The sequence below is a fragment of the Sphaerisporangium flaviroseum genome (assembly GCF_039537005.1).
GTDB classification, from domain to species: Bacteria; Actinomycetota; Actinomycetes; order Streptosporangiales; family Streptosporangiaceae; genus Sphaerisporangium; species Sphaerisporangium flaviroseum.
The window spans coordinates 344,071-366,808 of record NZ_BAAAZR010000002.1 but is presented as its reverse complement, the minus strand read 5'-3'; the positions used below and the strand labels follow the sequence as shown (position 1 = coordinate 366,808).

At 70.7% G+C, this 22,738-nt stretch carries 21 protein-coding genes; 6 read left to right on the top strand and 15 right to left on the bottom strand.

Annotation, left to right across the window (positions count from 1 at the left end):
• The first annotated feature begins 125 nt into the window (after nucleotides 1-125).
• Nucleotides 126-770, top strand: coding sequence for a DUF6879 family protein (locus ABD810_RS07865; RefSeq protein WP_344936182.1), 645 nt, complete (start codon nucleotides 126-128; stop codon nucleotides 768-770).
• Nucleotides 771-791: 21 nt separating this feature from the next.
• Here ABD810_RS07865 and ABD810_RS07860 read toward each other — a convergent pair whose 3' ends face one another.
• The 3 genes from ABD810_RS07860 to ABD810_RS07850 are packed head-to-tail and all read right to left on the bottom strand — an operon-like array spanning nucleotide 792 to nucleotide 5,765.
• Nucleotides 792-3,305 carry a polynucleotide kinase-phosphatase gene (locus ABD810_RS07860; protein WP_425566864.1) on the bottom strand — a complete coding sequence of 838 codons (2,514 nt, stop codon included), beginning with the start codon at nucleotides 3,303-3,305 and terminating at the stop codon, nucleotides 792-794.
• The gene (locus ABD810_RS07855; RefSeq protein WP_344936178.1) at nucleotides 3,298-4,785 is read right to left on the bottom strand and encodes a 3' terminal RNA ribose 2'-O-methyltransferase Hen1; all 1,488 of its coding nucleotides are present in this window, start codon (nucleotides 4,783-4,785) and stop codon (nucleotides 3,298-3,300) included. Before ABD810_RS07855 ends, ABD810_RS07860 begins: the two co-directional genes overlap by 8 nt.
• A gap of 56 nt (nucleotides 4,786-4,841) precedes the next feature.
• Entirely contained in the window at nucleotides 4,842-5,765 is a 924-nt protein-coding gene (locus ABD810_RS07850; protein WP_344936176.1) for an LLM class F420-dependent oxidoreductase, read from the bottom strand.
• Nucleotides 5,766-5,851: 86 nt separating this feature from the next.
• Between ABD810_RS07850 and ligD the strand changes: the two genes are divergently transcribed.
• Complete coding sequence (ligD, locus tag ABD810_RS07845; RefSeq protein ID WP_344936172.1) at nucleotides 5,852-6,844, top strand: non-homologous end-joining DNA ligase; 993 nt, start codon at nucleotides 5,852-5,854, stop codon at nucleotides 6,842-6,844.
• A 3-nt stretch (nucleotides 6,845-6,847) separates the two neighbouring features.
• Here the strand turns inward: ligD and ABD810_RS07840 are convergent, their stop codons facing one another.
• Nucleotides 6,848-7,045 (bottom strand): transposase, encoded by a 198-nt coding sequence (locus tag ABD810_RS07840; protein WP_344936170.1) that lies wholly within the window; start codon nucleotides 7,043-7,045, stop codon nucleotides 6,848-6,850.
• Between the two features lie 171 nt (nucleotides 7,046-7,216).
• Nucleotides 7,217-7,756: a MerR family transcriptional regulator gene (locus ABD810_RS07835; protein WP_344936168.1), complete on the bottom strand. Its 540-nt coding sequence runs from the start codon at nucleotides 7,754-7,756 to the stop codon at nucleotides 7,217-7,219.
• A gap of 71 nt (nucleotides 7,757-7,827) precedes the next feature.
• On the opposite strand from ABD810_RS07835, the gene ABD810_RS07830 reads away from it, so the two are divergent.
• Nucleotides 7,828-8,448, top strand: coding sequence for a class I SAM-dependent methyltransferase (locus ABD810_RS07830; protein WP_344936166.1), 621 nt, complete (start codon nucleotides 7,828-7,830; stop codon nucleotides 8,446-8,448).
• Nucleotides 8,449-8,575: 127 nt separating this feature from the next.
• Here the strand turns inward: ABD810_RS07830 and ABD810_RS07825 are convergent, their stop codons facing one another.
• A complete protein-coding gene (locus tag ABD810_RS07825) occupies nucleotides 8,576-9,841 on the bottom strand; it encodes a class I SAM-dependent RNA methyltransferase (protein WP_344936164.1) in 1,266 nt (421 codons plus the stop codon).
• Nucleotides 9,838-11,868, bottom strand: a complete 2,031-nt coding sequence (locus ABD810_RS07820) for an APC family permease (RefSeq protein WP_344936161.1) — start codon at nucleotides 11,866-11,868, stop codon at nucleotides 9,838-9,840. Before ABD810_RS07820 ends, ABD810_RS07825 begins: the two co-directional genes overlap by 4 nt.
• A gap of 123 nt (nucleotides 11,869-11,991) precedes the next feature.
• On the opposite strand from ABD810_RS07820, the gene ABD810_RS07815 reads away from it, so the two are divergent.
• Together ABD810_RS07815 and ABD810_RS07810 are read left to right on the top strand one after the other, a co-directional pair.
• Nucleotides 11,992-12,660 carry a potassium channel family protein gene (locus ABD810_RS07815; protein ID WP_344936159.1) on the top strand — a complete coding sequence of 223 codons (669 nt, stop codon included), beginning with the start codon at nucleotides 11,992-11,994 and terminating at the stop codon, nucleotides 12,658-12,660.
• Nucleotides 12,660-13,319, top strand: coding sequence for a potassium channel family protein (locus tag ABD810_RS07810; protein ID WP_344936157.1), 660 nt, complete (start codon nucleotides 12,660-12,662; stop codon nucleotides 13,317-13,319). The genes ABD810_RS07815 and ABD810_RS07810 overlap by 1 nt, the downstream gene beginning before the upstream one ends.
• A gap of 171 nt (nucleotides 13,320-13,490) precedes the next feature.
• On the opposite strand, the gene ABD810_RS07805 is transcribed toward ABD810_RS07810, so the two are convergent.
• The 6 genes from ABD810_RS07805 to valS form a co-directional block, all read right to left on the bottom strand.
• On the bottom strand, nucleotides 13,491-14,168 hold the full coding sequence (locus tag ABD810_RS07805) for a DUF3159 domain-containing protein (protein ID WP_344936155.1): 678 nt from the start codon (nucleotides 14,166-14,168) through the stop codon (nucleotides 13,491-13,493).
• A 116-nt stretch (nucleotides 14,169-14,284) separates the two neighbouring features.
• Nucleotides 14,285-14,674, bottom strand: coding sequence for an OB-fold nucleic acid binding domain-containing protein (locus tag ABD810_RS07800; protein ID WP_344936152.1), 390 nt, complete (start codon nucleotides 14,672-14,674; stop codon nucleotides 14,285-14,287).
• A 51-nt stretch (nucleotides 14,675-14,725) separates the two neighbouring features.
• Nucleotides 14,726-15,397, bottom strand: a complete 672-nt coding sequence (locus tag ABD810_RS07795; RefSeq protein WP_344936150.1) for a DUF3710 domain-containing protein — start codon at nucleotides 15,395-15,397, stop codon at nucleotides 14,726-14,728.
• A gap of 22 nt (nucleotides 15,398-15,419) precedes the next feature.
• On the bottom strand, nucleotides 15,420-15,854 hold the full coding sequence (gene dut / locus ABD810_RS07790; RefSeq protein WP_344936148.1) for a dUTP diphosphatase: 435 nt from the start codon (nucleotides 15,852-15,854) through the stop codon (nucleotides 15,420-15,422).
• 189 nt (nucleotides 15,855-16,043) lie between these two features.
• Complete coding sequence (locus tag ABD810_RS07785) at nucleotides 16,044-17,189, bottom strand: AI-2E family transporter (protein WP_344936145.1); 1,146 nt, start codon at nucleotides 17,187-17,189, stop codon at nucleotides 16,044-16,046.
• 135 nt (nucleotides 17,190-17,324) lie between these two features.
• A complete protein-coding gene (gene valS, locus ABD810_RS07780; RefSeq protein ID WP_344936142.1) occupies nucleotides 17,325-19,883 on the bottom strand; it encodes a valine--tRNA ligase in 2,559 nt (852 codons plus the stop codon).
• Nucleotides 19,884-19,961: 78 nt separating this feature from the next.
• On the opposite strand from valS, the gene ABD810_RS07775 reads away from it, so the two are divergent.
• The gene (locus tag ABD810_RS07775) at nucleotides 19,962-20,270 is read left to right on the top strand and encodes a DUF4235 domain-containing protein (protein WP_344936139.1); all 309 of its coding nucleotides are present in this window, start codon (nucleotides 19,962-19,964) and stop codon (nucleotides 20,268-20,270) included.
• Between the two features lie 72 nt (nucleotides 20,271-20,342).
• Here ABD810_RS07775 and ABD810_RS07770 read toward each other — a convergent pair whose 3' ends face one another.
• On the bottom strand, nucleotides 20,343-21,722 hold the full coding sequence (locus ABD810_RS07770; RefSeq protein WP_344936137.1) for an alpha,alpha-trehalose-phosphate synthase (UDP-forming): 1,380 nt from the start codon (nucleotides 21,720-21,722) through the stop codon (nucleotides 20,343-20,345).
• A 203-nt stretch (nucleotides 21,723-21,925) separates the two neighbouring features.
• Nucleotides 21,926-22,732 (bottom strand): hypothetical protein, encoded by an 807-nt coding sequence (locus ABD810_RS07765; RefSeq protein ID WP_344936134.1) that lies wholly within the window; start codon nucleotides 22,730-22,732, stop codon nucleotides 21,926-21,928.
• Nucleotides 22,733-22,738 lie beyond the last annotated feature (6 nt).

Sequence of the window (22,738 nt, the reverse complement as noted above, 5' to 3'; positions counted from 1 at the left end):
CGTCATTCCCGGGTTTCGCCTCGTGCGGGTCCGGGCATGGTGGCGCACGTCCTCCGCGATGACCTCGCGCCACCAGCCTGTGGCGAGCCGCCTTTGGCTCCGCATCCGATGACGAGGAGTAGCCGATGGTCCCGATAACGGACAATCAACTTGATTGCCACGTTTTCGAGTGGGTGCGCGAGGTGGAGGCGGCGGTCCTGCCGCCTAAGGTGTACGGCGCGGAGTTCCGCGAGGCGTACGAGAGCGCGGAGGGCGTGGTCTGGAAGCTCGAGCGCGCGCAGAACTTCTACGAGCCCTACGAGCCGAGCTGGGTGGCGATGACCGAGGGCGAATGGGAACGTTCCCTCCAGCTGATCGGCGAGCTGCGCGGCTCGCTCCCCGCCGAGTACGAGGGGTACGCCGAGTTCCGGCGCGTCCGGGTCGTGGAGCCGCCCCTGACGCCCTACATGCAGTGGGAGCTGCACGTGCTCGCCGCCCGCGCCGAGGCCGGGGAGCACGCCCGCGTGGTGCCCGCCTCGGCCGTCCGGTCCTACGAGGCGTCCGGTCCGCTGCCCGAGCTGCTGATCTTCGAGTCCACCCTCATGTACGAGGTGCTCTACGACGCCGAGGGCGCCCACCTCGGCGGGCGCCGCATCACCGACCACGACGTGATCTCGCCCTGCCTCGCCGCCCTGGCCGGGCTGTACGAGCAGGGCGAGGAGCTCGCGGCCTACCACCGGCGGGAGGTCGTGCCCCTGCCGGCCCCGCCCGCCCGGCGGGCCGTGTCCTGACACGACCCGCCGCTCACGGGCTCAGAGCCGGGGGTCGACGGGCTCCGACTCCAGGGCGAGGACCGCGAAGACCGGCTCGTGCACCCGCCAGAGTGGTTCGCCGCCGGCCAGCCGGGCCAGCGACTCCAGGCCGAGCGCGTGCTCACGCAGGGCCAGCGACCGCTTCTTGCCCAGGAAGCGGCCACGCAGCACCTCCAGGCTCTCGGTGTAGTCGGGCCCGTAGATGATGCGGAGGTACTCCCGCCCGCGCACCTTGACCCCCGGCTGTACGCGTTCCGCCACCGGGCGCGCGGGCTTGACGACCATCCCCTCGCCCCCCGCTTCGGTGAGCGAGGTCCACCACTCGGTGGCGGCCGCCCGCGACTCCTCGGACTCCAGCGAGACGAAGACGTGCCGGGTCGGGGTGATCACCTCGGAGTCGAGGCGCGCCAGCGTGGACAGGTGCCAGGCGTGCGGTTCCTCCCCCGCCGTCGCCCGCCCCTCCATGGCGAGGATCTGGAACGGCGCGAGCCGCACGCCGGAGAGCCCGGACACCGGCCAGCAGTACCGCCCGTAGGCGTCCCTGTACCGGGCGGCGTTGCCGGAGCGGCGCCGGGTGCGATCCAGGAGATCGCCGACGTCCAGGCCGCGCCCGGCCGCCGCCTCCAGGGCGGCGACCGCCTCGGGCAGCACCGCCCCGGCCGCCGCGCCCACGGACGCGTACTGCTCGCGGATCAGGCTGCCGGCCTTCGCCGACCAGGGCAGCAGCTCGGCGTCGAGGACCAGCCAGTCGGTCCCGAGGTCCTCCCAGAGCCCGGCCCGCGACACCGCCTCCCTCAGCCGGGACACCAGCTCGGCCATCAGATCGGGATCGCCGAAGAACGGGCGCCCGGTGCGGGTGTGCACGATCCCGCAGGTGCCGTCCGCGACGCCGAACCGCGCGGCGGCGACGTCGGGGGTCCGCGTCAGCACCACGACGGCCCGCGAGCCCATGTGCTTCTCCTCGCACACCACCTCGGCGACCCCGGCCCTGCGGAACTCCTCGAACGCCTCGGCGGGGTGCTCCAGGTAGCCCTCCAGCGACGAGGTCTCGGGCGGGGCCATGGTCGGCGGCAGGTAGACGAGCCAGCGCGGGTCGACGGCGAACCGGCTCATGATCTCCAGTGCGGCGGCGGAGTTCTCCTCGCGGATCTTCACCTTGCCGCCGGTCCGGGTCTCGACGTAGCGGGTGCCCTGCACGTCGCCGATGTCGAGCAGTCCGGGGTCGCGCTCGGTGACCGGGGCGAGCGGGCGGGTGGGCTCGTACCAGACCTCACGGGCGGGTACCGAGACCAGCTCGCGCGTGGGGTAGCGCAGCGCGGTCAGCTTCCCGCCGAACACGCAGCCGGTGTCCACGCAGATGGTGTTGTTGACCCACTCGGCCTCGGGGATCGGCGTGTGGCCGTACACGACCATGGCCCGGCCCCGGTAGTCCTTGGCCCACGGGTAGCGGACGGGCAGGCCGTACTCGTCGGTCTCACCGGTGGTGTCGCCGTAGAGCGCGAAGGCGCGCACGCGGCCGGAGGCGCGGCCGTGGTAGGCCTCCTTCAGACCGGCGTGCGCGACGACCAGCCCGCCGCCGTCGAGCTGGTAGTGGCTGATCAGTTTGTCCATGAAGGACCTGGCGGCCTCGCGGAACTCCTCCGGCTCGGCGGCAAGCTGCTCCAGCGATCGCTCCAGGCCGTGGGCGACCGTGACCTTGCGGCCGTTCAGCGCCCGGACGAGCTTCTGCTCGTGGTTGCCCGACACGCATAGCGCCGTCCCGGCGGCCACCATGCCCATGACCAGGCGCAGGACCCCCGGCGAGTCGGGACCGCGGTCGACGAGGTCACCGACGAAGACGGCGGTCCTGCCCTCGGGGTGGGTGGCGCCGTCGGGCCTGCCGGCGTCGTCGCGCCGCAGTTCCCAGCCGAGCGCTTCGAGCAGCGTCTCCAGCTCGGCGCGGCAGCCGTGCACGTCCCCGATGACGTCGAAGGGGCCGGTCAGGTCACGCCGGTCCGTCCAGGCCCTCTCGTAGGTGATCGTCGCGTCGTCGATGTCGTCGCCCCGCAGCACGTGCACCTTGCGGAAGCCGTCCCTGGACATCTTCGACAGCGACCGGCGCAGATCCTTGCGCTGCCGGGTGATCACGTGGGAGCCGAAGGCCCTGTCGGGGCGCAGGGCGTTGCGGGCGACCGCGACCTCCTCGGGCACGTCCAGCACGATCGCGTCCACGAGCACGTCGTGGCTCTTGGCCAGCTCGATGAGCTTCTTACGCGCGTCCCACTGGACGTTGGTGGCGTCCACGACCGTGAGCAGCCCGCGCCTGAGCCGCGTGCCGACGATGTAGTGCAGCACGTCGAACGCGTCCGGGGTCGACTCCTGGTCGTTCTCGTCGTCGGCGACCAGGCCCCTGCAGAAGTCCGAGGAGATCACCTGGGTCGGCAGGAAGTGCTTACGGGCGAACGTCGACTTGCCGCTCCCCGACACCCCCACCAGCAGGACCAGCGACATGGCCGGCACGCTGATCTCAGCCACGGCTGAACACCCCCATCTGGGTCGGCGGTCCGATCTCGGGGTCGGCGTCGCCGACCGGCCGGTACGTCACGCGGTAGCCGTACTCCTGGCACACCTCTTCGGCCCAGGCGGTGAACTCGGCCCGGGTCCACTCGAACCGGTGATCAGGATGCCGCATACCGGTCAGGAACTCGTACCGGACGTTGTACTCGCTGTTGGGCGTCGTCACGACCACGACGCGCGGCCTGGCGGTGCCGAACACGACCCGTGCCAGAGCGGCCAGCCGGGGCGGGTCGACGTGCTCCACCACCTCCATCAGCACGGCGGCGTCGTAGCCGGCGAACCGCTCGTCGGTGTAGGTCAGGGCGCCCTGGAAGAGCTGGAGGCGGGCACGCCGGGCGTCGGGCATACGGTCGAGCTTGAGGCGGCGGGCGGCCACCGCCAGCGCCCGCGCCGAGACGTCCACGCCGGTGACCTTCGCGAACTCGGGGTTCTTCAGCAGTTCCCCGACGAGCTGGCCGGATCCGCAGCCAAGGTCGATGACGGTACGCGCGCCCGCCTCGGCGAGCGCCGCGACGACCGCCTCCCTGCGCAGCAGGTTGAGCGGCGGCCGGGCCGTGGCCTCCGCGACGGCCCCTTCGGCGTCCTGCGCGCCGTCGGCGGCCTCCGGTACCGCGGAGTTCTGCGGAGCGGGCGCCGTGCCCATGGAGACCGGCTCGGCGGCCTCCTCCTCGATGGGGGGCTCCAGATCCTCCTCGACGTCGTCCCCCAGCTCCGCCAGGCGGGCGAAGGCGGTGCCGGTGAGGCTCCGGCGGTGGCCGAGGTAGCGGCGCGTGATCCGTCCCCGCTCCGGGTGGGACGCCAGCCAGCCCTCCCCGGCGCGGATCAGCTTGTCGACCTCGTCGGAGGCCATCCAGTAGTGCTTGGTGTCGTCGAGCACCGGGAACATGACGTAGAGGTGGTTCAGGGCGTCGGCCAGCCTCACCGGCCCGCGCAGCACGAGCTGTACGTACCTGGAGTCGCCCCACTCGGGAAAGCCGCCGTCGAGCGGGACGGCCCGCGCCTCCACCTGCCAGCCGAGCGGCTCGAAGAGCTGGTGCGCGAGCTCGGGACCGCCCCGGCAGGGCAGCACCGGCACCGTGATCTCCAGCTCGATCGGCCCGGCCACCAGCTCGGGCCTGGCCTTGCACAGTCCCGCGCGGGCGGTCCTGAAGACGTCCGCGAGCGCGACGGCCAGCATCGAGGAGGCGGCGTACGGGCGGTCGTTGACGTACTGGCCGAGGCTGAAGTCGGGCGAGGAGGCCCCGCGCGAGCGCACCAGCCGGATCGGGTCCACCTCCAGCATGAGCGCGGCCGTGCAACGCTCCGGAGTGGCCTCGGGGTAGAAGACCCGGGCCACTCCGAACGACTGGCCGAACTCCTGCACCCGGTCCGGGTGCTTGTGGAGCAGGAAGCCGAGATCGGTGGCCGGCCGCGTGGTGGTCGAGATCGTCAGGAGCACGCTGCCCGATTTTTCCCTATTTCCGAGCCGGCTGACCACCGATTTCCCGCGCCGGCTCAGAGGTGCGGAAGGATCTCCGCGGCGATCAGCTCCAGGTGCTCGATGTCCGCCAGGTCGAGCACCTGGAGGTACAAACGCTCGCTCCCGGCCTCGGCGAACCTGCCGATCTTGTCCAGGACCTCCTCGGGGGTGCCGGCCAGGCCTTCCTTGCGCAGCTCGGGTACCTCCCGGCGGATGGCGGCCGCCCTGCGTGCCAGCTCCGCCTCGTCGGCGCCCACGCACACCACCTGCGCGGCCGAGTAGACCATCGACTCACGGCCGGCGGCCTCGCACGCCTGCCGCACCCGGCCGTAGGCCGCCGCGGTGTCCTGGAGATCAGCGAAGGGCACGTTGTACTCGTCGGCGAACTTCGCGGCGATCCGGGGCGTCCGCTTGGCACCGGTCCCACCGATGATCACCGGGGGGCGAGGGTGCTGGGCGGGCTTGGGCAGCGCCGGGGAGTCGGCGACCCGGTAGTACGCGCCCTCGAAGGAGTACGTCTCACCCGGCTTGGTGGTCCACAACCCGGTGACGATCTCCAACTGCTCCTCGAAGCGGGCGAAACGCTCGCCGAGCGGCGGGAACGGGATGCCGTACGCCTTGTGCTCGGCATCGAACCAGCCGGTGCCGAAGCCGAACTCGACCCGCCCGCCGCTCATCCGGTCGACCTGCGCGACGCTGATCGCGAGCGGGCCGGGCAGCCGGAAGGTCGCGGCGGTCACCAGCGTGCCGAGGCGGATGGTCTCGGTCTCACGGGCCAGGGCGCCCAGGGTCACCCAGGAGTCGGTCGGGCCCGGGTCGGGGTCCACGTCGCCCATGCTCAGGTAGTGGTCGGAACGGAAGAACGCGTCGAAACCGAGGCGCTCGGCGGCCTGGGCCACACGAAGCTGGTCCTCGTAGTCGGCCCCCTGCTGGGGCTCGGTGAAGATCCTTAATCTCATGGGGCCCATTATCTCGGCTTGCCGGATGAATCTTCGGGGCGGTATAGGGGTTCGTACACATCAGCTCAGCGGGTAAGAAAGCGCCCATGGGAGGACTTCCTGCCTACACACCGATGCTCGCCCAGATCGGCCCGCTGCCTGCGCCGGCCGAGGACGACGCATGGGGCCACGAGATGAAGTGGGACGGGGTACGGGCCCTGGCGTACATCGAGAACTCCGCCCTGAAGCTCATCTCCCGCAGCGGCAAGGACGTCACTGTCGCCTACCCCGAGTTGTACGCCCTGGCCGGCGCGGTGGACGGACACGACGTCGTGCTCGACGGGGAGATCGTCGCCTTCGACGACGCCGGGCGCCCGAGCTTCTCGGCCCTCCAGCCGCGGATGCACCAGCGGCGCGACGAACGGGTGCGGAAGCTGGCCCAGACGACCCCGGTGACCTACATGCTGTTCGACATCCTGCACCTCGACGGCGACTCCTCGATCGCCCTGCCGTACGTCCAGCGCAGGGAGCTCCTGGAGAGCGTCGTGTCGGCGGGCGCCCGGTGGCAGGTACCGGCCTGGTTCCGTGACGACGGCGCGCACGCCTTGGAGCTGAGCCGGCAGCTGGGCATGGAAGGCATCGTCTCCAAACGGCTGCAGTCGCCCTACCGTCCCGGCCGCAGAACACCCGAGTGGACGAAGGTCAAGAACTTCCGGGCCCAGGAGGCCGTCATCGCGGGCTGGACGCCCGGACGGGGCCGCCGGTCGTCGACCATCGGCTCGCTGCTGCTGGGCGTCCACGAGGGCGACCAACTCCTCTACGCGGGCAACGTCGGGACGGGGTTCACCGAGGACACGCTCCACGAGTTGAGCGAGATCCTGGCCCCGCTGTCCCGCGCCACCTCGCCCTTCGACGGGCCGGTGCCCCGCGAGCAGGCCAAGGACGCCCGCTGGGTCGATCCGGTGCTGGTAGGAGAGGTGCAGTACGCGGAGTGGACCCCTGACGGCCGCCTGCGCCACGCCTCCTGGCGAGGCCTGCGCGACGACAAGGATCCCCGCGCCATCACCAGGGAGGCCGAGCCACCACAGATGGCGGGATGAGCCTCAGCCCTGACGGCGCGCGGCCGCGTTCGGCAGGGTGATCAGCTCGACGAGCTCGTCCAGATCCACGTGGGCGGCGACCTCGGTGACCGAACGGCAGTAGGCCACCAGGAACCCGTACTGGCGCACGCGCAGCAGAGGCCGCCCGTCGAGCTTGATCGCCTGGACCTCGAACCCGCGGCCCCCCACCCATCGCGCCATGGCCGCATCGTAGGAAACGTCAGGTCAAGACGGTGCAAAGCCGACGATCACGGTCAGCCGCGAGGAAGATCGGCCTCGAAGCGGGTGACCGGCGAGGCCAGGGCGGCCTCGGACGGGCTGCCGGGCTCGGGCCGGGCGACGAACCGCCCGCAACAGGACGGCAAATCCGCCCTACGCGGGCTCCGTCGTCGGACATCCGATCGCGCCCGGCGACGTCGGGCAAGGGCCGACCTGCCTGCCGAGCCGGTTCGGCTCCTCCGGCAGTCCACTTCGGCGCCTCGAATGAACCTCTTCGTGAGCCTCTTCGAGAGAGGATCCCGCCAGGAACGCCGCGACCCCGCCGGTGAAGTTGGCGCACTCGAAGATGTCCTTGTGCGGGCAGGCCAAGCCGTGGGCGATGGCGGTGCGTGCCGCCTGAGCCTGGGCGATCCGTTGATCCAGCTCGGCCAGCTTGCGTTGGTACAGCTCGCGCCATCCGTCACCGGCCGGCGAACGAGACGCGATGAACGCTTTGACCTCTCGCAACGTGAAGCCGACATCTCTCAGCATCACCACCACGCCGACCATCCCGACCGCCGATGGCGGATAACGCCGTTGGCCGGAGACCCGGGCCGGCGCCGGTAGGAGGCCGAGCTCCTCCCAGTAGCGCAGAGCGGAGGTGGCGACACCGGTGCGGCCGGCCAGCTCACCGATCGTCAACTGCTCATCCATTTGACTTCAAGCATACTTGAAGTCGTTGACTGGCGATCATGCAGACAGCAGGCACATCTCCCAAGCAACGCGTGATCAGGTACCTGGTGGGCCAGGCGCACCACCCCCGGGGCATCGCCGGGTGGGCGGTCGGCTATATGTTCGCTCATCGCGCCTCCAACCGGCAGCGCAACATCTGGGCGGTGTCGTTGCTGGACGTGCGGCCCACCGACCGGGTGCTCGAGATCGGCTTCGGTCCCGGCGTCGCCATCGCCGAGTTCGCCGGCCGCGCCACCCGGGGCCACGTCTTCGGCATCGACCACTCGCAGGCCATGGTCCGGCAGGCCGCCCGTCGCAACGCCGCCGCCGTCCGCGCCCACCGCGTGCACCTCACGCACGCCTCCGTGGAGCGGTTGCCGAGCTTCGGCGATCCGCTCGATGCCATCCTCGCCGTCAACTCCGTGGGGTTCTGGCCCAACCCGGTGGAGCGGCTTCGCGAGCTGCGCCACCTGCTCGGCCCCGCGGGACGCATCGCGCTCGTCAGCCAGCCCCGCTGCCCCGGCGCCACCCGCGACACCACGGCCCGAGCCGCCCGAGAGCTCCAGGACATGCTCACCCAGGCCGGCTTCACCCATCTCCGGGTCGAAACCCTTGACCTCGACCCGCCCGTCGCCTGTGTACTCGCCACCAATCCAACCGGCACGCCGTCATGACCACAGCCACTGATCACCTCTTCCCCGGCTAAGGAGCCCAGTGCATTGGTGTAGCGGCCACGCTCCCAGCCAGGCGGCGGGTCCGATGAGAACGGCGATCCCTAAGGCTGGAGATCACGGCCAGAGGCTAGGCGACATCCTTGACCAGCAGTGCCACGCACTCGACGTGGTGGGTCATGGGGAACGCGTCGAACGCCCGCAGGTCCACGGCCGGGTAGCCGCGTTCGGCGAACCATGCCAGGTCGCGGGCCAGGGTGGCGGGGTCGCATGACACATAGACGATGCGGGCGGCGTCCAGCCCGGCGACGCGGTAGACCACCTCACGGCCGAGGCCGGTGCGCGGCGGATCGGCCACCACCACGTCGGCGCGCTCGACCCCGAGTCGGTCGAGGGCGTCCTCGACCCGGCCGCGCTCGACGCGCGCCTGCGGCAGGTCGCGCAGGTTGTGCCGGGCGTCCTGCACCGCCCGTGCGTCGGACTCGATGCCGAGAACCGCTCCCTCGGGCCCGGTGGCCTCGGCCAGACCCGCCGCGAACAGGCCGACACCGCAGTACAGGTCGAGCGCCCAGTCGCCGGGACGCACCGCGGCGAACTCCAGCACCGCGTCCAGCAGGGTGGCCGGGGCCCCGGGATGCACCTGCCAGAAGCCGCTGCCGGTGACCTGGAAGTCACGGTCGCCCACCCGTTCGGTGAGACCGGCGCGGCCCCGGACCGCCCGGGCGTGCCCGCGGCCCTCGTCGACCAGAACGTACGAGTCCGCGCCCAGGTCGGGCACCGCGACCGTACGGTGGCTCCTCGGCGTGACGACGACCGCCCGCTCCCCCGTGGACGTCGTGATCGGCTCCACGCTGGAGGCGCCCCGCCAGTTCCTGCGCTCGACGCCGACCCGCTCGACCTCGGGGTGGGCGATCAGGCAGGCGTCGACCGGCTCGATCTCGTGGGAGCGGTGGCGGCGCAGCCCCGGCACGCCGTCGGGGGTGACGGCGAACTGCACGCGGGTGCGCCAGCCCAGGCCGTTCGGGGAGCCCGGAACCTCCTCGACGTCCACCTTCATGTCGATACCGGCGAGCCTTTGGAGCTGCTCGGCGACGACCTCGGCCTTGAACCGGCGCTGGGCGTCGAGCGTGGCGTGCTGCCAGTCGCAACCCCCGCACCTGCCGGGCCCGGCGAACGGGCACGGCGGCGTGACGCGGTCGGGGGACGGGTCGAGGATCTCGATCGCGTCGGCCCGCAGGAACCGGGTGGTCTCCTCGGTGACCTCGGCCAGCACGCGCTCGCCCGGCAGAGCGTGGCGCACGAAGACCACCCGGCCTTCGTGCCTGGCGACACACCACCCACCGTTGGCCACGCGCTCCACGTTCAGTTCGATCGGCACCTCGGTCCCCCCGCTCACGTTTTGACCTGGTCATCCTTACGTGCCACAGCGTACGGCCGGCGCACCGACCCGGGGGCGAACGACTCCGGGCGGCCCTTGAGCCGGTCGGAGGAGACCAGCTGCCACGGCACACTGGTCACCATCACGCCTGGCTGGAACAGCAACCGGCCCTTCAGCCGCAACGCGCTCTGGTTGTGCAGCAAGTGTTCCCACCAGTGGCCCACGACATACTCGGGGATGAACACCGTGACCACATCGCGGGGAGAACGACGGCGCAGGCTCTTGACGTACTCGAGCACCGGGCGGGTGATCTCGCGGTACGGCGAGTCGAGGATTTTCAGGGGCACCGGGATGCCCCGCTCCTCCCACTCCTTCTGAAGCTGCCTGGCCTCGTCGGTGTCGACGCCGACGGTGATGGCCTCCAGCGTCGAGGGGCGGGTGGCCCTGGCGTACGAGAGGGCGCGCAAGGTCGGTTTGTGGATCTTGGACAGCAGCACGATGGCGTGGTTCCTGGCCGGCAGCATCGACTCGTCGACCTGCGTGTCCTCCGGCACGACCAGCTCGGCGGCCACGTTGTCGTAGTGGCGCCTGATGCCGCGCATCATCAGGAACAGCATGGCCATGGCGGCGCAGGCGATCCACGCGCCGTGGGTGAACTTGGTGACCAGCACGACCAGCAGCACCAGGCCGGTCACCGTCGCGCCGAAGGCGTTGATCACCCGCGACCGTTGCATCTGGGCGCGCTTCTTGGCGGCGGTCTCGGTGCGCAGCAGCCGGTTCCAGTGCCGCACCATGCCGATCTGGCTGATCGTGAACGACACGAAGACGCCGACGATGTAGAGCTGGACCAGGCGGGTGGTCTCGGCATGGAAGGCGTAGATCAGCAGCCCGGCCATGGTGGCGAGGATGACGATGCCGTTGCTGAAGGCCAGCCGGTCACCGCGCGTGTGCAACTGGCGCGGCAGGTAGCGGTTCTGCGCGAGCACCGAGGCCAGCACAGGGAAGCCGTTGAACGCGGTGTTGGCCGCGAGCACCAGGATCAGCGCCGTCATCGCGGTGATGACGTAGAAGGCGGGCACGAAGTTGCTGAAGACCGTCTGCGCGACCTGGGCGATCACCGGCCCTGGGTTGGCGACCACCCGGCCCGTCTGGTCGAGCAGTTTGCTGCCCTGTGACGGATCGGCGAACTTCGCGTCCGTGATGTACGCCAGGGCCGTGATGCCGGCGAACATCGTCGCGGCGAGCACGCCCAGCGCCAGCAGGGTGTTCGCGGCGTTCTTCCCCTTGGGCTTCTTGAAGGCGGGCACGCCGTTGCTGATGGCCTCCACGCCGGTCAGCGCGGCACAGCCGGAGGAGAAGGCACGCAGCAGCAGGAAGATGAGGGCGAAGCCGCCGACGCCGACGCTGTCGCCGGTGACCGTGTAGCCGGCCGAGGGGGCCTTGAGGTCGGTGCCCATCGCGAGCCGCACGCCGCCCCAGATCATCAGTCCGAAGACGCTGACCATGAACGCGTACGTGGGGACGGCGAACGCCAGACCCGACTCCCTGATGCCCCGCAGGTTGAGGACCGTGAGGATGGCCACGATCACCACCGCGGCGGCGACCCTGCGATCGGCCAGGAAGGGAAGCGCCGCGCCGAGGTTCTCCACGCCGGACGAGACCGACACCGCCACGGTCAGCACATAGTCGACCATGAGCGCGCTGGCGACCACCAGGCCGTAGTTGGACCCGAGGTTCTCGGTGGCCACCTCGAAGTCGCCACCGCCGCTGGTGTAGGCCCGCACGTTCTGCCGGTACGACGCCACCACCGTCAGCAGGATCACCACCACCGCGGCGGCGATCCAGGGGGTGTAGTGATAGGCCGCCAGGCCGGCGATGCCGAGGGTGATCAAAATCTCCTGCGGGGCGTACGCCACCGAGGAGAGCGCGTCACTGGCGAACACCGGAAGCGCGATGCGCTTGGGCAGCAACTGCTCATGTGCCTGCGCACTTCGCAGGGCGCGCCCCACAAGTAGTCGCTTGACCAGATCTCCAACCTTGACCACGACTGACGATGCTAGTCCTCAGGCCAGGTGCTCCTCACACGGAGCTGGCAGAACGGGCCATACTTGGCCTCGTAGCTGTATAAGGTCCAGGAGTTGCCGCCTCAAAGCCAACGGCGGGGGAGCATGCATATCGTCATCATGGGGTGTGGCCGGGTCGGCTCGACCCTTGCCCACATCCTCGAGGACAGCGGTCACTCGGTCGCCATCATCGACCGGGATCCGCAGGCCTTCCGGCGGCTGCGCGCGGGCTTCCGCGGGCGCCGTGTCACCGGCATCGGTTTCGACCGCGATGTGCTGGAGGAGGCCGGCATCGAGTCGGCCGCCGCCTACGTCGCGGTGAGCAGCGGTGACAACTCGAACATCATCTCCGCGCGCGTCGCGCGCGAGACGTTCGGTGTCGACAACGTCGTCGCCCGCATCTACGACTCCCGGCGCGCCGAGGTCTATCAGCGGCTGGGCATCCCCACGGTGGCGACGGTCCGGTGGACCGCCGACCAGATCCTCCGCCGGGTGCTGCCCGAAGGGGCCGAGCCGCTCTGGCGCGATCCCACGGGCGTGATCACCCTCGCCGAGGTCGCCTACAACTCGGCCTGGATCGGCACCCGCACCAGCACGATCGAAGAGGCCGCCGGCACCCGGGTCGCGTTCCTCAACCGCATGGGCGAAGCGCTGCTGCCCAAGCAGGGAACGGTGCTGCAGGAGGGCGACATCCTCCACGTGATCGCCGGTGACAACGACATGGACCGGATCAACAAGGTGCTGACCGCCGCACCCGAGGAGGAGTCCCACTGATGCGCGTCACGATCGCGGGCGCGGGGGCTGTGGGCCGGTCCATCGCCGCGGAGCTGCTGGAGAACGGCCACGAGGTCCTGCTCATCGACATCGACCCCAAGGCCATCAAGATCGACAGTGTGCCCCGGGCGGAATGGCTGCTCGCCGACGCCTGTGAGATCTCCTCGCTCGACGAGGCCGGGCTGAACGCCTGCCACGTGGTCATCGCCGCGAGCGGCGACGACAAGGTCAACCTGGTGGTGTCGCTGCTGGCCAAGACCGAGTACGGCGTCCCGCGGGTGGTCGCCCGCATCAACCACCCCAAGAACGAGTGGCTGTTCAACGAGTCGTGGGGCGTGGACGTCGCGGTCTCCACGCCGCGCCTGCTGTCGGCCCTGGTCGAGGAGGCGGTCAGCGTCGGCGATCTGGTGCGGCTGATGACGTTCCGCCAGGGCCAGGCCAACCTGGTGGAGCTGACGCTTCCCGAGGACGCCCCCGTCGTCGGCCAGCGGGCCGGTTCGGTGCCCTGGCCGCAGGACTCGGCGCTGGTGGCGATCCTCCGCGAGGGCCGGGTGCTGGTGCCCACCGACGACGACCCCCTGGAGGCCGGCGACGAGCTGCTGTTCGTGGCCAGCCAGGAGGTCGAGCAGGAGCTGGCACACCTGCTCGCGCCCCACTGAGCCTCCCGGGCGGGGTGGGCGGCCGCCCACCCCGGCCACGCCGGGTCGTGCAGCGCCGGGCGACCGGCACCGTGGGTCCGGCGCCGGGGGTCCGGCGCGCGGTCCCCACCTCGCGAGACCTCTCGCCGGGCGCGCGAGGGCGCAGGCTCGCCTTGGTGGCGGGCCCGCGGGTCAGGTGCTCGGCGTGGGGCCGCTCGGTGCGATCGGGGTCCTGCCCCGGGCGAGCACCCAGACCATGGCGGCCAGTGCGGCCACCTGGACCGGCCAGCCCAGCGCGACCTTCGCCACCCCGAGGGCGGCGACCTGGTCGGCGTAGTAGAGCGGCAGCTGCACGACCACGCGCAGCAGGCACGGCAGGATCAGCAGCCAGGTCAGCCGCGAGCAGAGCCGCACGATGCCCGGGTCCTGCCGCCAGCCGGTCGGGTCGCCGGTCACCGAGCCGATGAGGAACCCGACCACCGGCCATCGGACGACGATGGAGAGCACCATGGCGGCGGCGTAGCCCCCGTTGTAGAGGATGCCGGGCAGGAAGACGTCCTTGGCCTCACCGGTGCGGCTGGCGAAGAACGCGCCGATACCGATGCCGATCAGGCTGTTGATCACGAACTGCGGCGTGGAGCGCTGCGCCAGCCGCACGAGGAGCAGCAGCACCGCCACACCGATGCTGATCATCAGCGAGGGCTTGAGCTGCTCGGTGACGATCCACGTGATGGTGAAGGCGACCGTGGGCACGGCCGCCTCGATGATGCCCCGCACGCCGCCGAGCGCCTTGGCGAGCTGGGCCCGGATCGCGGCCTCGACGGTGTCGTGCGCGATCCCCTCCTGGGTGGTCGTGCCGGAATTGCTCACAGGCACGCTCCCCAGGCGCTCGCCGGCCGGTGAGGACGTGTCCCGGCCCTGGCGGCCGTCGTCGCGCCGCCTCTCGGATGCATGGTCATTGGTCTCCTCGCCTGGCGGAACCGTGGTCACTGGCCGCTCGCTGGGCGCAGCTCGTAGCGGGGGTTGAACATCACCTTACGGCCATCCTGGACGCTGACCAGGCCCTCGGCCCGCACCACCCGCCCCGGCTCGATACCGACGATCTTACGACGCCCGAGCCAGACCAGGTCGATCACATCAGACCCGTCGTAGAGCTCCGCCTCCAGGGAAGGCGCGCCGCCCCGTGGGCGCAGGGTCACCGTGCGGAGCGTGCCCGCGACGCAGAACCTCCTGCGCTGCCCGCACGAGGCAATGGGCGTCGCTCCGTGACGGTCGAGGTCCTTCTGGAGCTCCGCGGCCTCCAACTCGGCCTGGCTTGTGGTCAATCGCCGGAAGAAGCCGCGCAGCCCGCGTTTGGCGGGCTCTGCCGTACTCATCTCTCGTCCAACTCCTTGGGGAGCCCCATGCGATCCTGCCCGCAGCTTACGTCAGCGAGTCTCGGTGATCTCAGGTCCACGCTCGAACGGATTGAGAGCGGGCCTGCCCTCCTCGGCCGCGTGGTTCTCGACGGCCTGCCGGGCCTCGGCGGGCAGCCGCAGCTCGATCGGCTCTTTGGGGGCCATCGGCTGGTCGCCGCGCACCACGACGATGTCGCGGACGATCTCCTCGAGGGTCTTGGCCGCGTCGGGGTCGGCGATCGCCCGGCCGCTGAGGACACCGCGCAGGAACCAGCGGGGACCGTCGATCCCGATGAACCGGACGGGCTGCACGGCGCCGTCCTGCTTGATCTCGGCGGCCAGCTCGGGACCGAAGGGGCCCTGACGCTCCTCGCAGCTCCCGCCGCCGGCGGTCAGCTCGCGGGTCAGCTCGGCGCGGACCTCGTCCCAGATGCCGCTCTTCTTGGGCGCGGCGAACGCGTGGACCTGAAGAGCGCTCTCGTTGACCAGCACGACGGCGCCGACGATCTGGTCTCCGGCGACATTGAGCTGGACCTCGAACCCCGGCCCGATGGGCAGCCGCATGCCGCCCAGGTCGACCCGCTCGGTCTCGGGATGGGGCTCGTCGGCGTCCCACGGTCCCGACTCGCGGCCGGGAACCGGCGCGCCCTCGGCGACCGGTGCCGGCTCCTCTTCTTCCGCATGACGGCGGCGTCGGAACACTTCGTTCACACTCCTTATCGACTTATCGACCGGTGGAGCCGAACCCGCCGGCGCCGCGCGCCGACCCGGGGAGCCGCTCCACCTCGTAGAAAGCTGCCTTCTCCACCCGCTGGACGACAAGCTGGGCGATGCGGTCACCGCGCCTGAGCCGCACCGCGTCCTTGGTGTCGGTGTTCAGCAACGTGACCTTGATCTCGCCGCGGTAGCCGGCGTCGACCGTGCCCGGCGCGTTGACCAGCGTGACGCCGAACTTGGACGCGAGCCCGGAGCGCGGGTGCACGAAGGCGGCGTACCCGTCGGGCAGCGCGATGGCCACGCCGGTGCCCACGATGGCCCGCTCGCCGGGCAGCAGCTCGACGTCCTCGGCGGCGTGCAGGTCGGCTCCGGCGTCGCCTGGATGGGCGTACGCCGGAAGCGGCAGGCCGGGGTCGAGCCGCTGGATCAGCACCTCGATCATGGATTCACCTCGTAGTCGTGGAACCGCGCTCGGCTGAGGATGTGACCCTGCCGGCCGGACCGCGCGGGACGCGCCCGGGCCGTGCCGGCGAACGGTCCTCCGGGCGCGCCCAGGCCGCCCTCAGCCTCAAGGTACGCCCTCCGCGGGACCGGGGCGGAACGGGTGTGCATGGAGTCACGAACCGAGACCTTACCCGCTGTGCTGCGGCGACATGTCCTTCCCCGCGGCGGGCGCACGGTCCGCGGGTGGTTCGGGCGCCGCCGGTGGCCCCTCGGGCGGGGGCTCGTGCGGGGTGGCGGGCGGCAGCTCCGGCGGATTCCTGCGGAGCTCGGGCAGAGCGCGGTAGACCACGGCCGCGATCGGCACGGCGATCGCCGCGCCGGCGATGCCGCCGAGGATGCCGCCGATGGCCAGCACCAGGATGATCGCGAGCGGGTGGAACTTCACCGCCCGTCCGACGATCAGCGGCTGGAGCACGTGGTTCTCCAGCTGCTGCTCGACGACGAGGATGCCGATGAACACCAGCGCGAACACCGGCCCCTTGGCCCCGAGCGTCACCAGCGCGGCGAGACCGCCCGCGAAGAAGATGCCGACGATCGGGATGAAGCTGGCCAGGAAGATCAGCACCGCGAGCGGCGCCCAGAGCGGCACCCCCATGCCGAACAGCACGATGCCGATGATCACACCGTGGATCCCGGCCACGATCACGGTGCCGTGGATGTACTGCGAGAGGGTGTGCCACGCCGCCCGGCCCGCGCGGTCGACACGGGGCGCCGCGGACCCGAAACCGCGCAGGAACCACATCCAGATGCGGTCGCCGTCCTTGAGCAGGAAGAACGTGATGAACAGCAGCAGGACGATCGACGCGAGCACCTCGATGAACACCGCCGCCGTCGACAGCAGGGTACTGGTGATGGCGCTGCGCTGCGCGTTGATCTGCTTGGCGACCTCCTCCACCATGTCGGTGAGCTGGGTCTGCTTGAGGTGGAGCGGGCCGGTCAGCAGCCAGCCCTGGACGTCCCTCGCGGTCTTCTGGATCTGGTCGACCAGCCCGGGGAACTCGTCGTTCGCCCGCGTGCCGATGATGAACCCCAGACCGCCGATGATGGCGAACGCGAACAGCATGGTGATCCACGTCGCCCAGATGGGGCGCAGGCCCCCTCTGCGCAGCCGGTCGGTGATCGGGAACAGCAGGGCGGTCAGCAGGAGGGCGATCGCCATCGGCAGGGCCACGAAGCTGAGGCGGACGATGATCTGCGTGGAGAAGTAGATCACCACACCGATGACGATGAGGCGCCAGCTCCACGCCGCCATCGCCGAGAGCACCGGTGGCACGGTACGTTCGTCGGTTTGCCGTTCCGCGATCACATCTCCAGACTGGCACGTCAGAGCGCCGAATGCGCGCACGTTACGGTCCCGTCCACGTCCAGACCCGCTGATGCCACGCTCGCCCGCCAGGCCATATCTCCTTTAGACCGGAAAAGCCGGGCCGGTCCCGGCGAGCGTGACCTCGACGGTGATCTCGCCCTCCCGCGCGTCAAGGACGAACTCGTCGACGGCGCCCGCCGCGCAGAGGTCGTCCTGCCCGTGCCGCACGAGCTCGACCGCGGCGCCCGCGACGCTCAGCCGCGCCACCTCGGCCCGCATGGACAGCTTGGCCGAGGACTTGGCCTTGCGTACCTGACGGAGCACCTCGGACACGGCGGGGAGCACCGCCGGGTCGCCCGCGGAGACGATCTCGGCGACCGTCGGCCAGGTGGCGCGGTGGACGGAGCCCTGCCGCCACCATGACCAGACCTCCTCGGTGACGAAGGGCACGAACGGCGCGAACAGCCGCAGCATCACCTCGAGTGCCTGCCGCAGCGCCGCGCGCGCCGAACCCGCTCCCTCGTCGGATCCGTACGCGCGGGCCTTGACCAGTTCCAGGTAGTCGTCGCAGAACTCCCAGAAGAACCTCTCGGTGACTTCCAGTGCCCGGGTGTAGTCGTAGGACTCGAACGCCGCCGTGGCCTCCTCCGCGACCCCGGCGAGCCGGGCGAGCATCGACCGGTCGAGCGCCTCGGTGGCCTCGCCGCCCGCCTCGCCCAGGCCGAGCACGAACTTCGAGGCGTTGAGTATCTTGATCGCTAGGCGGCGGCCGACCTTGATCTGGCCGGTGTCGAACGCCGTGTCGGTGCCGGGCCGCCCTCCGGCCGCCCAGTAGCGCACCGCGTCGGAGCCGTACTCCTGGAGCAGGCCCATGGGCGTCACGACGTTGCCCTTGGACTTGGACATCTTCTTGCGGTCGGGATCGAGGATCCATCCAGAGATCGCCGCGTGCCGCCAGGGGGGCACGCCGTGCTCCAGGTGCGCCCGGACGACCGAGGAGAACAGCCACGTGCGGATGATCTCGTGCGCCTGCGGCCGGAGATCCATGGGGAACACCCGCTCGAACAGGTCCTGGTCACGCTCCCAGCCTGCGACGATCTGCGGTGACAAGGAGGATGTCGCCCAGGTGTCCATGATGTCGGGATCGGCGGCGAAGCCGAACGGCTTGCCCCGCTGGTCCTCGGCGTAGCCGGGGGGCACGTCGCTCGACGGGTCGACGGGCAGGGCCTCCTCGCACGGCACCATGGGCGCGTCGTAGATCGGCTCGCCCTCCGAGTCGAGGGGGTACCAGACGGGGATGGGCACGCCGAAGAAGCGCTGGCGGGAGATCAGCCAGTCGCCCGCGAGGCCCCCGACCCAGTTGTCGTACCTGACGCGCATGTGCGGCGGGTGCCACCGCAGCTCCTTGCCGCGGTCGAGCAGCCCCTCCCGCAGCACCGGGTCGCGCCCGCCGTTGCGGATGTACCACTGGCGGGTCGTGACGATCTCCAGCGGCCGGTCGCCCTTCTCGTAGAACTTGACCGGGCGGGCGACCTTCCTGGGCTCGCCCTCCAGCTCGCCGGACTCGCGGAGCATCTCGACCATGCGTTCCTTGGCGCTGTGGGCGGTCTTGCCCGCCAGCTCGGCGTACGGCTCCGCGGGGACGCCCTCGGGCGGCTCGGGCAGCAGGCGCCCGTCCCACCCGATGACCGGGCGGGTCGGCAGGTCGAGCTCGCGCCACCAGATGACGTCGGTGACGTCGCCGAAGGTACAGATCATGGCGATGCCCGAGCCCTTGTCGCGCTCGGCGAGGCGGTGGGGCAGCACGGGCACCGGGACGCCGAAGACCGGCGTGCGCACGGTCTTGCCGAACAGCGGCCGGTAGCGCTCGTCGTCGGGGTGGGCGACCAGGGCGACACAGGCCGGGATGAGCTCGGGCCTGGTGGTCTCGATGAACACACCGCCGGCGTACTCGGTGTCCGGGACCCCGCCGAACCGGATGCGGTGGAACGCCCCCGGCCACTCGCGGTCCTCCAGCTCGGCCTGGGCCACGGCCGTGCGGAACGTGACGTCCCAGAGGGTGGGCCCCTCCGCGACGTACGCCTCCCCCCGGGCCAGGTTGCGCAGGAACCCGCGCTGGGAGGCCGCCCGGGAGGCGTCGTCGATCGTGGCGTAGGTCAGCGACCAGTCGACCGAGAGCCCGAGGTGGCGCCAGAGCTCCTCGAACGCCTTCTCGTCCTCCTGGGTGAGCCGCTCACACAGCTCGATGAAGTTGCGCCGCGAGACGGGCACCTGGCGCTTGGGATCGGGCTTGGCGGGGGGCCGGTAATCGGCGTCGTAGGGCAGGGAGGGGTCGCAGCGCACGCCGAAGTGGTTCTGCACGCGGCGCTCGGTGGGCAGGCCGTTGTCGTCCCAGCCCATGGGGTAGAAGACCTCACGACCGCGCATGCGCTGGAAGCGGGCGATGGTGTCGGTGTGCGTGTAGGAGAAGACGTGGCCGACGTGCAGGGACCCGGACACGGTCGGCGGCGGCGTGTCGATCGAGTAGATCTGATCGCGCGTCTTCGACCGGTCGAACCGGTAGGTGCCGTCGGCGTCCCAGCGGCCTGCCCATACCGACTCGAGCCCGTCGAGGGAGGGCCTGTCGGGAACCGTGGCATGGCGCAGTCGCTGTTCTGTCATGCCGCCCTATGGTATGGCGTCACAGTGCCGTCCGGCACGAGGGACTAGGGTTCAGCTAGATCGACGAGGGGAGAAGTCATGGCCAAATCGGATGAGTCCGAAAAGCAGGACATGGCGTGGCGGATCATCGGCGCGGTGGTCGCGCTCGGCGTGGGCTACGCCGCCCGCAAGACCATCGAGTTCGGCTGGCAGAAGACCACGGGCAAGAAGCCGCCGGCCGATCCCAACTCGCTGGAGACCGGCCTCGCCGAGGCGATCGGCTTCGCCGTGGTGCTGGGCGTCGGCATGGAGGTCGCCCGCATCGTCGCCACCCGCACCGCCCACAAGAGGTACCGCGCGTGGAAGGCCATCCCGCAGAAGGCAGAGCGGGTGATCAAGGGCTCTTGACGGGCGCGCCGCCCTGCCGTGCCGGCCACACTTCGGTGACCGGCACCGGCAAGGCCGGGCCCATGCCCGGTCTCAGCGCTCCAGGGCCGCGAGGAACTCCCCCGCCCACCGGTCGACGTCGTAGGTCGCCACGCGGCGGCGCATCGAGCGCATGCGGCGCGACAGCTCGTGCGGCGTCGCGCGCATGGCCGCGACCATCTGCCGCTTGAGCCCCTCCACGTCGTAGGGGTTGACCAGGAACGCGTGCTTCAGCTCGTCCGCGGCTCCGGCGAACTCGCTGAGCACCAGGGCGCCCCGCAGGTCGTGCCGGCAGGCCACGTACTCCTTGGCGACGAGGTTCATGCCGTCGCGCAGCGGCGTCACCATCATGACGTCGGCGGCGCAGTAGAGCGCGGCCAGCTCCTCGCGATCGTAGGACTGGTGGAAGTAGTTCACCGGCGGGACGCCGAGCACCCCGTGCTGGCCGTTGATCCGCCCGACCCGCAGCTCGATGTCGTCGCGCAGCAGGCGGTACTCCTCGACGCGCTCCCGGCTCGGCGTGGCGATCTGGACGAACACCGCCTCGCCCGGGCTGACGGTCTTGTCCGCCAGCAGCTCCCCGAAGGCCTTCAGCCGCTGGCCGATGCCCTTGGTGTAGTCGAGCCGGTCGACTCCGAGCAGCACGTGCTCGGGCTCTCCCAGCTCGGCACGGATCTCCTTGGCGCGGGCCAGGATATGCGGCTCGCGTACGAGGCTGTCGAGCTCCCCGAAGTCGACCGAGATGGGGAACGCCTCGGCGCGGACCGTTCGGTCGCCGAAGAAGATCTCCTGACGCTGGTTCTGCAGGCCGAGCTGGCGGCGGCAGAGCCGGATGAAGTTGGAGGCGCCACCGGGCCGCTGGAAGCCGACGAGGTCGGCGCCGAGCAGGCCTTCCAGGATCTCGCGCCGCCACGGAAGCTGCCAGAACAGCTCGGCGGGCGGGAACGGGATGTGGAGGAAGAAGCCGATCTTCAGGTCGGGCCGCAGGGCCCGCAGCATCGCGGGCACCAGTTGCAGCTGGTAGTCCTGCACCCACACGAGGGCGTTCTCGGCGGCGATGTCGGCGGCGGCCCGCGCGAACCGCTCGTTGACCGCGCGGTAGGCGTCCCACAGCACGCGGGAGTAGATCGGCGCGGCGACGACATCGTGGTAGAGCGGCCACAGCGTGGCGTTGGAGAAGCCCTCGTAGTAGAGCTCGACCTCATTGGCCGACAGCGGCACCGGGATGAGGCTCATGCCGTCGTCCTCGAAGGGCTTGAGCTCCTCATCTGGAGCGCCGTGCCAGCCCAGCCACGCGCCGTCGCGGCGTTGCATCACCGGCGCTATCGCCGTTACCAGGCCCCCAGGGCTACGTCGCCATGACGCGGTGCCGTCCGCGGCGATGGTCCTGTCCACAGGCAACCGGTTCGCGACGATCAGGAATGAGCTGCGCACATGTCCTCCCTCGTGATCGGTTTAGGACCACCTTACGAAACCGGGCGCAGCTCTCTGGACAGGCCCTCCGGCGCCGGAGCATGCACATTCCCGACTCAGTGGTGTGTTAACCCATCAACCGGGACAAATCGCCATTAGTCCTCAAGCCGGGAAAGATCTCCGAAAGCAGAGGGAAGAGGGAGAGGGGAAGCGCGAGGGGATGACTAGTCGGGGGAGGGCAGTGCCCGCTGGCGGCGCAGATCCTTGCGTACCGCCTCGGACAGCCGCCTTGTCGCGATCCGGTTGAGCGCGCCGCCGGCGACGGCGCCGGTCAGGAACGGGCCCAGTGTGGTCAGATGACGGCCGAGTGTGCGCAGGAGGCGCTTGCGTAAGCCCGCCTTGGCGGCGGCCCCGAGGGCCATCTGCACCGAGGCCGGCGACAGCGGATCCACGCCGCGCTGCTTGGTCCAGGCGACCGTGAAGGCCATGGCCCGCTGGGTTCCCGTGCCCTGCACCTGCACCCCGTACACCTCGTGCAACTCGCCGATGAGCTTGACCTCGATCGCCGCGACCACGAGGGTCTCCGCCACGAGCTGGGCCGGAGCGGAAAGCAGGAGCGGCGGCGCGGCGAACTCCGCCGCCGCCAGGGCTCCCCCGATCGCCCCGACCGCCATCGTGGCCTTGCTCGCGGTGCGGACAAGGTCGTCGGCGAGCTGGTCACCGCTGAGACCGTAGTGATGGTCCTGCAGTGCCGCGAGATCCCGGATGGGAAGCCGTGGCGCTATCGACGCGAAGACGTCGGCGAGCCAGCGGCCCCTCCCCGCACCGGTGGCACGGGCCCTCTTGCGGGCGGTGACCAGCGCCGCGCTGAGGCGGCCGAGCAGCCGTCGCCGCTCGGCCCCGTCCATGTCGCCCGCTTGGGAAAGCTTCCCGACGAGCTCGGCGACCTCGGCGTTGGCCGCGGCCTCCGTCCCCGGCGACCCAGGCCCCTCGGGCTGGTCCTGCGATGATCGATCCGTTCCAGAAGTCACGGACCC